Annotated in this window: 11 protein-coding genes; 5 read left to right on the top strand and 6 right to left on the bottom strand. The window is 41.7% G+C overall.

Features of this window, described 5'->3' with window-relative positions:
• Window positions 1-1,323, bottom strand: a complete 1,323-nt coding sequence (locus NO989_RS01500; protein WP_283627146.1) for an O-antigen ligase — start codon at window positions 1,321-1,323, stop codon at window positions 1-3.
• A 2-nt stretch (window positions 1,324-1,325) separates the two neighbouring features.
• A complete protein-coding gene (locus NO989_RS01495; RefSeq protein WP_371341940.1) occupies window positions 1,326-2,465 on the bottom strand; it encodes a glycosyltransferase in 1,140 nt (379 codons plus the stop codon).
• 333 nt (window positions 2,466-2,798) lie between these two features.
• Here NO989_RS01495 and NO989_RS01490 point away from each other — a divergent pair, with 333 nt between their 5' ends.
• The 5 genes from NO989_RS01490 (at window position 2,799) to NO989_RS01470 (ending at window position 8,072) form a co-directional block, all read left to right on the top strand.
• Entirely contained in the window at window positions 2,799-3,527 is a 729-nt protein-coding gene (locus NO989_RS01490; protein WP_101564149.1) for a transglutaminase-like cysteine peptidase, read from the top strand.
• Entirely contained in the window at window positions 3,527-5,464 is a 1,938-nt protein-coding gene (locus NO989_RS01485; protein WP_371341939.1) for an EAL domain-containing protein, read from the top strand. The genes NO989_RS01490 and NO989_RS01485 overlap by 1 nt, the downstream gene beginning before the upstream one ends.
• 119 nt (window positions 5,465-5,583) lie before the next feature.
• The gene (locus tag NO989_RS01480) at window positions 5,584-6,153 is read left to right on the top strand and encodes a hypothetical protein (RefSeq protein ID WP_371341938.1); all 570 of its coding nucleotides are present in this window, start codon (window positions 5,584-5,586) and stop codon (window positions 6,151-6,153) included.
• A gap of 48 nt (window positions 6,154-6,201) precedes the next feature.
• Window positions 6,202-7,611 (top strand): O-antigen ligase family protein, encoded by a 1,410-nt coding sequence (locus NO989_RS01475; protein ID WP_342340640.1) that lies wholly within the window; start codon window positions 6,202-6,204, stop codon window positions 7,609-7,611.
• A gap of 50 nt (window positions 7,612-7,661) precedes the next feature.
• Window positions 7,662-8,072, top strand: coding sequence for a 3-phosphoshikimate 1-carboxyvinyltransferase (locus NO989_RS01470; protein ID WP_069944103.1), 411 nt, complete (start codon window positions 7,662-7,664; stop codon window positions 8,070-8,072).
• A 12-nt stretch (window positions 8,073-8,084) separates the two neighbouring features.
• Here the strand turns inward: NO989_RS01470 and NO989_RS01465 are convergent, their stop codons facing one another.
• From NO989_RS01465 to NO989_RS01450, 4 genes are read right to left on the bottom strand one after another with little or no spacing between them, the layout of a single operon-like run.
• On the bottom strand, window positions 8,085-8,849 hold the full coding sequence (locus NO989_RS01465) for a VpsP family polysaccharide biosynthesis protein (protein WP_371341937.1): 765 nt from the start codon (window positions 8,847-8,849) through the stop codon (window positions 8,085-8,087).
• Window positions 8,849-9,580, bottom strand: a complete 732-nt coding sequence (locus NO989_RS01460) for a tyrosine-protein phosphatase (RefSeq protein WP_371341936.1) — start codon at window positions 9,578-9,580, stop codon at window positions 8,849-8,851. Before NO989_RS01460 ends, NO989_RS01465 begins: the two co-directional genes overlap by 1 nt.
• Window positions 9,581-9,589: 9 nt before the next feature.
• Window positions 9,590-11,806: a GumC family protein gene (locus tag NO989_RS01455; RefSeq protein WP_371341935.1), complete on the bottom strand. Its 2,217-nt coding sequence runs from the start codon at window positions 11,804-11,806 to the stop codon at window positions 9,590-9,592.
• Between the two features lie 24 nt (window positions 11,807-11,830).
• The gene (locus NO989_RS01450; RefSeq protein ID WP_371341973.1) at window positions 11,831-12,364 is read right to left on the bottom strand and encodes a polysaccharide biosynthesis/export family protein; all 534 of its coding nucleotides are present in this window, start codon (window positions 12,362-12,364) and stop codon (window positions 11,831-11,833) included.
• Window positions 12,365-12,371 lie beyond the last annotated feature (7 nt).

Below are 12,371 nucleotides of genomic sequence, written 5' to 3'. Positions count from 1 at the left end.
CTAATCCGTAGTTGTTAATAGTGCTAGTTGGGTTCTAAAACTGTACCGTGCTTTTGCAGGAGCCGTATTTCCGAGAGATACCCCTATCAAAATTGCGAAGAATATAAGCCCTTCTATATTCCATAAGGGCATCGTAGCTAGGTTCATTGTCAGAAAACCAATTAAAGATAATGGTAAAATTTTTGATAATCGCTTGTCTTTCACACCAGCTGTGACCATCAAGGAATACGAGCAAAGAAACAAAAACGATAACAATCCTATGTATCCGTATTCGTAAAAATAAGACACGTATGTGTTATGAGCATAGTGTTTAAAAACACCATTCCACGATTCAGGCCCATAACCTATTAATTGTCTAAGTAAGTCTGAGTTTGTAAGCGCATTAATGTATTGGCTCCACAAGTAAACTCTAGAAGACATAATATCTTTCTCAGCCTCACTGAAATACGCAGGAGCTTTGAATATTAAGTCTAAATTTGATGCCAATGTCCCAACGTCGGCAAAACGTTCTCTTAACGTAAACGAAAGCGCAACAAATACAAAAATGAGAAACATAGACACCACAGTCAAAACTGGCGCCTTTTGTGAAGGTTTTAATCTTTGTTCAACCAATGAGTAGTAGAACACGGCCGCAATGGGCAAGATTGTAAGGATTGCTGTTCTATAATTCACCAATATAAGGAGAAAAACTGCAACGGTGAATAGTGAGGTTCGAAACTTAATAGCGTTTCTCTCAGTTAGTCCTAGAACAAAAATAAAACTCACGATTATCATTGAGAATGCGGCTTCATGATTGTATCCACCGATATAGCTCGCTGAACCATCATTTTCTGTTGCTTTCACCTCGCCTAATGCAATAGACAACACTTGCATCACAACGGGCATAAAAAAACACACTAATAATTTTTTAAATGTGACACTGTGACCTTGAGCTCTAACTGATAAGAAAATGGCTCCAGTTAGAACGAGGAAATAACACCATTTTACTAAGACATTGATGGTTCCTGGAATTTGCATATTCACAAAACCACTTACAGCAATGGCCAAAAACAGAAAATAAAAGGGGAGTAACTTCCTTAAAGTAAAAACAGCAAACGGCAGGAAGAAAAGCCCTAACCCAGCAACAGAAATACTGGAAAGTGCATTAATAGAAAAACCTGCGATAAGAGAAGGGTACGTAATCGTATGAAATGCTGCCAAGAAAAACCTTAGCCATATTGCGCAAATCGCAAACGCTAGGTATTTATTACAATTGCCAGTGACAGTACGATACACCAGAATGAAACTGATCAGGCCAACGACAACTTTTAACCCTTCGAACATGCTTATTTACAAACCTTATCTATTATTGCAACCACCTTCTCCTGGAAGGCTTGGTAAGAGAATTGCTGTGCACACCTTCTACTCTTGGCTGCATAGGAAGTGCGAACGCTGTCGTTTTCGAGCAGTTTTAAAGCGCCGCGAACACCCTGAACGTTATTGAGTTCACACAGAATACCGTTTTTCTCTTCGCTAGCACCAGACACGTGATAAGGATATTTCTCAGCAAGAATTTCAGCGGGACCTGATTCACAGTTAGTAGCGACTACGGCTTTCCCTAAGCACATTGCTTCAACGATGGCATTGGGAAAACCCTCTGCATTTGATGTGCTAACAAAAAATTCGGCGCTGCTTACATAAGGGTATGGGTTAGATTTAAACCCCAAGAAATGAACTTTGTCACCTACCCCCTGCTCTATTGCGAGGCTTTTCAGTTTAAGCTCTTCATCACCTACTCCCAGAATAACAAGGTTTTCTGAGATGTTTGCTTTAGCGTAAGCGTTGATTAAAAGTGAAAAATTCTTGTTCTTTACTAATCGCCCTACACCAATAATGTAAGGTTTAGCAGGGAGGTCTAATACACTCTCCGCGGCCTGTTCCTTCAATTGTTCAATATCGTAGGGGTTATATAACACAGCTACTTTGTCTTTCGGCACTGCATAATTTTGGATTAAATCGGCTTTTACACCTTCAGAAACAGCCACTACGCTATCGGCTTTATTATATAGCAACCTAACAAGTAATCGGCTTACCTTATCCTTTAAGCCACCAGACAGATGGCTGGTAGTATTAACCCTTTCACTAATAATTGATTTGAACCCTAAACGCTTAGAAAGCGCGACGTTTAGAAAATTACTTCGCGTTAAGAAACTGAATACATACTCAGGAGCGATCTTTTCCAAAACAGGCTTTAGCTGTCGATAACCCTCGACTAGGCTCCCCTGAGAGTCCAGTATAGTTTTATCAACGAACGCCGGGCATTGATGAGATTCAGGGAGGTCATCCAAAAGAATAAGATGGACGGGAATCGTTTTTTCCTCGAAATAAGATTCCATTATGGTTAATAGTTTAACCATGACTCGTTCAGCGCCGCCGCCTTCAAGTGAATTTATGATAAACACCGCTGGACGCGCTGAGTACTTCATGAAAGTTCCTTTTCGTTGTAATAAAACTACAAGCAGTTCTAATGATATCAGGTGTTATTGATATTCGTACATGGTTTCCGCCCTTCAATGCTAATTGATGGCAAGTGCTTATCGAAGCTTTCGAGGGCGCTGCACGATTTACCTAGCTTATAAGAAACACGAATTATGCCAATTATGATCACTTTTGAGTAAAAGATAATTCAGTTAAGCAAAAACCTTTCAAGTTATCACCAAGTTTGCCATCATAACGCAATCACAGGTGAGACAGCGTACAACGTTGTAGTGAAACATTTTTTACATTCGCCTTAATCTATTGCATAAAGTATCCACGGCTTGCACCAAAAAGAACGCTACGTCACGCGAACACAGAACCCAGTCAAACTCCGCAGTTTAATTACTGCTTTTCGCGCTGGCGTTATTATGATGTCTTGCGTATTTGTCGTCGCGTCCGGTATTGCTCAACAAAAAACGGTCTTTACAGAGCAGGTTTATAAGCGGATTAATGACGTATATGGCAGTAACGCTGCCGAAGATGTTGCTGATTGGCGACAACTGATCGATGAATTACAACAAGAGGCGATTGATGAAAAACTCTATTCTATCAACCGCTTCTTTAACCGTTTCGATTTTGTTGACGATCTTGTTCACTGGAACGAAAAGGACTACTGGGCCACCCCGATAGAGTTTATTGCCACTGGCGCAGGCGACTGCGAAGACTACACCATTGCGAAATATTTCTCACTCATTGAGCTAGGTGTACCAGAAAGTCAATTAAGGCTTATGTATGTAACGGCATTAGAATTACGTCAACCTCACATGGTGCTAGCTTATTATGAAACGCCTACCTCAGTACCTTTAGTTTTAGACAATATTAATCGGCGAATTTTACCGGCGAATAAGCGCAGAGACTTATCCCCTATTTACAGTTTTAATGGTAATGGATTGTGGGCTGCGAAAGCGATGGGAACAGGCCGCAAGTTGAGAGGTAGTGGTCCAATGAAAATGTGGGACGACATGGTAGAGCGACTAGACCGCGTAATGTACGGAGATAAAGAAAAATAATGAGACTATCTACCCAATTAAGTACGAGCTTAGCCATTTTTTTGGTTTTAGTATTTGCTGGCTCTTTCATTATAAATGTAAAGCTAACTCGAGAATATGTAAACGAACAACTAGCGACTCACGCTCAAGATACAGCAACGTCTTTAGGCCTTTCCATCACGCCTTACATTGGCGAACCCAACGGAATAATCGTTGCGGAGACTATGGTAAATGCCATTTTTGACAGGGGTTTCTATCAGTATATTACGGTCTCTGACATGGAAGGTAATTTACTGATTGAGCGTAAAAACCCAAATACTCAAGATTCAGTGCCTGCGTGGTTCACTAATTTAGTAGAAGTCACACCACCCGTTCAACGAACTGAATTAAACGACGGCTGGACCCTGGCCGGGGAGCTAACCGTTCAAAGCCACCCAGGGCTTGCAAATGAAACGCTTTATGAAAGTGTCAAACAAAGTGCCTTTATGTTTTTTGCCGCGTTCGTTGTAGCCTACATCGCGTTGCTTTTCATAATTACCGCTATTACAAAACCGCTTAGAATTGTGGTTCACAAGATTAATGACATTCAAAACCAAAAGTTTTCTCAAATAAACTATAAGCCATTTACCCAAGAGCTTACATTTATCACTCAAGCAGTGAATAAGCTGTCTTCATCTGTAGAAGGGATGTTTAAAGAACTTTCCCAAAAAGCAGAACACTTCAAGGCGCAAGCGTACGAAGACAGCCTTACGGGCGTTCAAAACAGAAGTGCCTTCACTCGTCACATGAACGCTTTATTAAGTTCGACAGCCCATTCAGATGAAGGTTATTTAGTTATAATACGATTAGCGCACCTCAACGCTATCAATACTTCTCTCGGAGCCCAAGAGGGCGACAATTACGTTACTTCAGTTGCCAACATTCTTAAGCAGTTCTCCAAAGAGTCGGCTGAGACTACACACTTATTCAGGCTATCAGGCGCCGACTTTGCACTAGTCACTGAAGCAATATCAAAGAGAGAATGTTCGAATAAAATCGAAGAATTAAGTGAAACTCTCGTACATTGCAATCCTCTCAAAGACGGAAATCGTTCGGTGTGGATGGGCGTGGCGCAATTTAGCGATAAGCAGTCTTTTTCCGAAATTATGGAAAATGCTGACAGCGCGCTTATGGCTGCAACTAAACAAGCTAATGGATGGCAATTTGCTTCAGAACTCTCTCATATACACAGTAATACTGCATGGAGAGAGAGGCTCAATGTGATATTGGAGCAACAGTACGCTGACATGCTGATACAACCCGTCATGAGTATTGCAGAAAACACTCCCTCATATTTTGAGGCTTTCGCACGCTTCAAAGACAAAGAAAGCGGCAGTGTTATACCAATGTCGCAGTTAATCCCCGCTTCAGAACGATTGAACCTTATTCCAGAGGTCGATAAGTTGGTAGCAACCCTCGTTTTTAAAAAGCTTTCTCAGGCAAAATGTGATGTGGCCATTAATATTGCAAATGCATCTCTAGCTAATTCCCATTTCAGAACCTGGCTAGTTGCACAATTGAACCAAAACACGGCGCTTTGCACTAAGTTGGTGTTCGAATTCGAAGACTCAGCACTCATTCACCATAAAGATGACACCATATCTTTTTGCAAGACTCTAATGACATTAGGCTGCCGCGTAACAATTGAGCACTTTGGAGAAAATCTTGCATCACTTGCAGGATTGAGGGCTATTCAGCCTCATTTTGTAAAAATTTCCGGCAAGCTTACGAAAGATATTCACACAGATAAAGATAATCAGTTGTTTATGAGTAGCTTGTTGAGCATAGCTCGAGGATTAAATATCAACGTAATTGCTGAGCTTGTTGAGAATGAAGCAGAGTCAGTGGCATTAACTCAACTCGACGTTGCTTATCAGCAAGGTTTTTATTTCGCAAAGCCTACGCTTTGGCAAAATTAAGTTACTTAGCCGAAAAGTCGTATAACAAAGTGAAGACCTAGCACGCTTATTTGTTATACAATGATCACTAATGGTGTTAGCAAGACGCTGACCCGACGTTTTATTTAAAAGGATAAGCTATGCGTAGCAACGTTATTTTATCTCTACTTTTGATTGCACTGGTTGTGCTAACGCCTGTTTCTTCAGCGCAAGAAAATAGCGCACCGGGCACTCAAGTAAGAACGTTACTTGTTAATGAACTTGATAACGGAGCGAATATACAAGACGCCGCAAATCAAGTTAGTCAGACTGTAATCAATGAAGGTCTTTACTTCGATGCTGCAGGCACTGCGTATTTATCTGACAACCAAGATTCATTTGAATCTTTAGTAGGTTTACTTAACGAAAATGCCACAGGGTTCGAATTAGCCATCGCTGGATTTACACAGTTTCCAGATCGAGCATCTCAAATCATAACGATTACTGTTTTAATGTTTCCTGAAAGTGCCAGCGAGATCTACAATATCGCTCTTCAAATGCAGGTAATTAGTGAAGACGATGCACTGCTAGCAGTTATTAATGCTGGTATAGATCCAAGCACATTAACAGCTACAGCAGCAGGTGGAACGGGCAATACGTTTTCTCCGCTTGGTGTCGGTACTGGGGCAGCTGGTGCAGGTGGTGGTGATACAACAATTTCTGCCAACTAACCAAAACGTAACAGCTTAAACTTTAACTATTTTTTGTTGTAGTTGTTTATGGTTAATGTTCTGAAAACCGAAAAGTTTCTTTTCGGTTTTCTTTTATTCACATTGTTCTGGCTTCCTCTGTCGTTGGGCGCAAATCGCCCGTGGGCGTGGGCGCTGATGCAAATGTCGCTGTTTTCAATTGGCGGCACCTTGGTTCTGCTAAACACTTCTCTACTTCATCAACTCTACACAAAATATCGAACATTCATTATTCTTTGGGTTATTTTTCTTGCTTGGCAGCTTATCAATATTGTTCCTCTACCCTTTGCGCTGGTCGAGGCAATAAGACCTGAACGTGTAAGCTACCTCTTAAGTGAGCAATGGGGTAACCAAGAGAACGTTACTTCAAGGTGGCTATCTTTGAGTTTTGATGTAGGCCAGAGCGACGTAACTTTCTTCAAATCTCTTGCCTATTGTTTTCTATTTTTCATCGCATTAACCCTTGTCAATTCAGCTAAGCGTTTGCGATACACCCTTATAGTCATTAGCGCAGCTGGCATATTTCAGGCTATCTACGGCGCACTAGAAGTACTTTCAGGTATTAAGTACAGCCTGGTGTTCAAACAGCCGGTTTCGCACATCGCGACTGGCAGCTATATTTACAAGAATCATTACGCAAATTTTCTAATGCTCTGTTTGAGTGCCGCAATCGGGTATTTGATAGCGAGTTTGCATCAAGACAACACCACCAGTAAACGAGAAAGGCTGCGAAGGCTGGTGAAGTTTTGGTTAAGTAACAAAGTACTATTTAGAATAGGCATAATTATAATGGTGATTGCGTTAGTCATGTCCCGTTCTCGAATGGGTAATAGCGCTTTTTTTATAGCCATGACAATTACAGCCACGCTTGGCTTGATTTACTTTAAGCCCCGTCAAAAAAGCTATATCACTTTGTTTATCAGCATGCTGATTATCGATATTTTGTTAGTCAGTAGTCTTTTTGGCCTCAAGCAAGTGCAACAGCGCTTAGAACAAACAAACTTCGCACAAGAAAGTAGAGATGAAGTAATAACAGACGCACTCCCCCTATTAGGTAAATACGGACTAATAGGTACCGGAGGTGGAACTTTTTACACCGTTTACCCTCAATTTCAGAGTGAAAGTATTCAGCACTTTTACGATCACGCACACAACGAATATCTTCAATTTAGCATTGAGTTTGGTGTCGTAGGTGCCTTTGTTCTTGCTCTGCTAGTGCTGTTGTGTACTAAAAATGCTCTTAGCGCCGTTCGAAATAGACGCCACCCTTTACCCAGAGGCACCGCTTTTGCAAGTATTATGGCAACTATCGGCATGGCTTTGCACAGCAGTGTGGATTTCCCTCTACAAGCACCAGCAAATACGGCTATATTTATTGTTCTTTTAGCATTAGGAGCGCTAAGCAGAGATATTTCTATGGGAAGGCAATCACATAGATAAACTGCTTAACTCAATTTTTTCTCGATCGTTTTATCGTAAAAGGACGCAGTGTGGTTTTAAAAATTAAACGCCCCGTTAGAGAAGAGCCCAACGTTCAACACATGCTTGAGCGTATGCCGAAAAAAGTAGCTGATTCATTCTCTGATGAACAATTATCTCATTTAAATACTGCGCTTGCGGGAAGACGTTGGGGTAATCATAAAGTGGATGTTCGGGGCACCATTAGCCTCCTACGCAGCCGCTATTATTTCGTACTGTTAGCTGGAATAGATAAACGAGATTTATCCAGAACTGAAAGTAGAATTGGCAGAATTGCTATGGCAGCAACTGTTGCGCTTTTTTTCTGCGTATCGTTAATACTTGGTTTGGTACTTCTTTATATCCTCAAAAGTTGGTTAGGAATAAACCTTTTCGAAGGATTTTCACTGGGGCTTTGGGACTGGTTGAAAGGAAAAAGTTAATTTCGGTCGTTTTTAGTCGTATGTCACGCAATTAGGTATACGCTTTTTGACAGGGTAACTCGAAGTATTCAACCAACGACACACTACTTCCTCTGCGCTATGCTTTTGGATAGCTTCTAAAACAAAGTTTCTGCTAAGTGGATTTTGAATTCCTAAATCTAAATGGCGCTTTAATAGATCTTTCACTTTTACGTAATGCACTGAGCGTGCGGCAAACATGTCTAAGCCATATTCTACGATAAATTTGTGCACTATGGCATCTTGTGCTCCCACATCAACGGCACGCGTTACATAATCATAGAATGCACTATCTAATTCTCTCTGTTTCCACTTAACTGACGCTAGCCCTATCCAACTGCCGCTCCAATTCGGTCTTAGCTCTAGACTCTTTTCGTAGGCGGTAAAGGCTTGGTATAAGTTTCTCTTCGAATCAAAAGCTGCTGTTTGAGTGTCGCTCGACACGCCGGCGTCACCCACACTATATGTTTTCCATTCATATAATTGCCCTTGTACTTGATAGTAGAGTGCGTTTTTCGGGAAATAACTAAGCGCTGTTTCTATTTTATTTAGAGCTCGCTCTATCTTCTCTGTAGTCGCACGCTCAGGCCTTTGCTGCCACATATCAATGTTATTCTTTACGCTATAGTACGCATTACCCGAAATAAAAAGCTGCACACTCCACACTAAACTCCATAACGCCATAAGCGCTACGATCCATTTGAGCGAAGTACTAAAAGTTTGTTGGTTGTAGTGGCTAGCGAGATTAAACGCCTTCATTAAACACCGTGCCTAAGTGCTTTACCTATTATTTCACCAGGCTTGTTAATGAAAACGTCTTGAGCGAAGACCCTATCGAAGGCGGCGACAACGTCAAACGCATCTCTCATGTCATTAGGCCGTCGTACTAAATCATGGGTATCAGAAGCAACGACATGAAATGCTTTTCGCTGCATTAAACTTATTGCAAATTGTGCTACGTTGTCTCCAAATCGCCCCGTCAAAGCGCCAGCGGTAACTTGAAACAAACACCCTTGTCGCTGAAGCCAGCTAAATTTAGTTGGCTCTGCTAACAACTCCCGATTTCGTTCTGGATGCGCTATAAGAGGTTGAACGTTATTTCTTAATAACCATTTAACTAGGGTCTCAAGCCCCTGGGGAACATGGCTATGAGGCATTTCAAGCAGAAGTATTTTTTTATCGCTTAATTCACCGATGAATGGTAGCTCCCCTTGTTTGAACCAAACGGGAATAAGCTCATTCACTCTCACTTCAGCTGCATAAGAAAGTGTTAGGGGAATCGCCGCTGTTTTGACAGTTTTCACAAACTCGTCAAATACAGGCTTTATCGTGCTGGAAGAATTGTCAAAGTAGCCTTTATGGATATGAGGCGTGCAAACCATGTGACTTACACCACAGTCAACAGCTTGCTGTGCCATTTCTAAGGCGATATCTAAAGACCTGGCACCGTCGTCGATGCCAGGCAATATATGACTATGTATATCTATCAATAATTACTGTTAGCTGTCTTTATGACTCGTATAACCGTATTGGTCGTAGAATCCAGCATACCTTTGTGCTGCACCAGATTTACGTAAGTCTACTTGATTTAGCACTACCCCATCAAGACGATGACCAACTTGAAGGAATCGAGACAAACCATTATTTATTAACTTCTCACTGGTACTGTCTGCACGAACTACGTAGATTACAGAATCACATGAGTTTGCAATAACCATAGAGTCACTAACAGCTTGAGTTGGTGCAGTATCAACAACAACGTATTTGTACTGGGTCTTGAGCTGGGCGATAAGTTCGCCGAAGCCTTTGTCGGCTAGTAATTCTTGTGGATTTGATGGGATAGTTCCTGCGGATAATATATCTATATTAGATTCTTCATCCTGCACTAAGCATTCATCAAAAGTATGTGATTTTAAGATTAAGTTCGCAACACCGGGCTGGTAATTTGGAATGCCAAATTGCTTGCCAACGCTAGGGCGACGTAAGTCGGCATCAATCAGTATGGTCTTATCCAGCTGCCCCAAGGCAAACGCTAAATTAATCGAAACGGTAGTTTTACCTTCTTTAGGCACGCTCGATGTAATCATTATGGCCTGCTGCTCTTTATCTAAATTCAATAATGATAAGCTAGTCCGCAGGGTACGAACCGACTCTGCAAATTGATGCTTTTTACCATCAAAGAAAGAACGAATTGGTAAGTCAGTCTTCTTCTTGTGTGGAAGCCATGGGATAAGACCCAACATACGCTGTCCAAGTTTACGCTCAACATCTTCTACCGAGCGAATACCGCTGTTTAGAGTTTCCATGGCAATAGCCAAGAAAACGCCAAAGCCCATACTAAAAACAAAAGCGGCACCTATTAACAGCTTTTTGTTGGGCTCGGAAGGCGTATATTTGGGTAACGCCGCGTCGAGTACTCGAGCATTTGCTGACTCAAAGCCGCCCAGCTCATCAGTTTCCTTCAAACGAGTAAAGAAAGAGTTGTAAAGCTGCTGATTAATATCAACTTCACGTTGCAGAGCTCGCCGCTGGTTGTCTAACGCTGACAGTGAACGGAACTCAGCTTTCGCTTGCGCGACTTCTTGCTCTAGCTGTACAACGCGGTCTTCCGACACTTCGTATTGCGTTGTAATACTCGTTATCAAATCTCTAATCTGACTACTCAGTGTTTCCCGGATAGAAGAAAGCTCTGCATTCGCAGCAATCATTCTAGGGTGTTTAGGGCCATAAACTTTACTCAGTTCGCTCACGCGCGTCATCGCCTTTGCTTCGTCACGTCGAACATCTCTGATGGTTGGGTGATTCAGTACTTCAGGAAGACGCGCTATGTCTTCTAACGAAACATCGTTGCGCGTTTGTCTATAAATAACAGCATTGAGCTTAAGTGCGGTTTGCGCATCGAGTAACTGCTTGCTCAGCTGCTCTAGTTCATCGGCCGCTAAGCCCACTACACCATCTATGTTAACGACTTGATTTTGTTCGTAAAACTTAGCAAGATTACGTTCAGCCACAGTAAGCTTTTGCTTGAGGCCTTCTAAGCTATCTGTAAGAAAAGACGTTGCTTTCGCAGTCATATCAAGCTTAGCCTGCAGATAGTTTTCAATGTAGACGTCTGCGACTGCGTTAGCCAGTTCCGCTGAAAGTGTAGGTGATTCAGTAGTAATGGTTATTCTCATTACTTGCGTATTATCGACCATTTCAACGGTAAGTGCGCTCATTAAGAGTGAAGTAGCTTTGCGCTTTTTAGCCGCTAAAATTTGCTCTTCAGTTAAATCTTTAGGCTCTTCCTGTGGAAGAAACGGTAAAGCTTCGGCTACCCTAGCTTTTAGTTCATCGAATAGACTAGGGCCCTCATCAACTGGCATAAACTCTTCGTTATTATAAAGCGATAAGCTTTCAACCGTGCGTTCTGCAATTTGACGGGATTGCAGTATTTCAAATTGCGTTTGCATATAGTCCTTGCGCTTTGTGTCAAGACCATATACTTCTTCTATTGAAACAACGTTCGCCTTTTCTGCCTCTACTAAAATAGTTGTAGTAGAAGTGAACATGGGCGTCATACGCATAACTAGCAATGCAACTAAGATCGTAAATGCAATTGCTAATGATACAATTCGAAATGCGTAACGCTTAATAATTCCCAAATAATGAGCAATGTCGATGGTCTCATTTTCAAACACACCAGCATTGAACTCTTCCCTGCCATTTACTGCCATTTTATTTCCTGCACGCTACGTAATTTAGAAGAAACGCTGATTAATGGTGATAATATCACCAGGCTGAATCATATCGCTCACGGTTACGGTGAATTCGTTTGTTCTGCCGTCCTTTTCACGAATTATGGTAATTTTGTCGCGGGCCGCTCGCTCTGTGTAACCGCCGGCTAATGCAGCCGCTTTATTAACAGAAAGGCCTGGTTGATATGGATAGCCGCCCGGCCTTTTCACTTCACCATCAATAAAGAAGGGCCTGTATTCAATGATAGCTACTGAGACAGAAGGGTTAACCAAATAATCCCCTAGCAAACCATCATAAATTTTCTTTTCGACTTCATCGGCAGTTAAGCCAACCAATTTAATTTCCCCTAAGAATGGATAATTAATTGTACCGACGTCAGGTAGACGTACTTCCATCGAAAGATCATCTTGGCCGAAAACACTGATTTTTATTCTGTCACCAGATCCAAGTTGATACTGACTCATGCTCAAGTTTCCTTCCTGAGCGAAGGAAAACGCCGAGTAAAGAAATATGAATAGTATCGAAGCTAAACTAATTACCTGT

It is taken from the genome of Alteromonas sp. DY56-G5 (genome assembly GCF_041414725.1).
Lineage (GTDB): Bacteria > Pseudomonadota > Gammaproteobacteria > Enterobacterales > Alteromonadaceae > Alteromonas > Alteromonas macleodii.
This window is presented reverse-complemented; position numbering and strand designations above follow the sequence as displayed.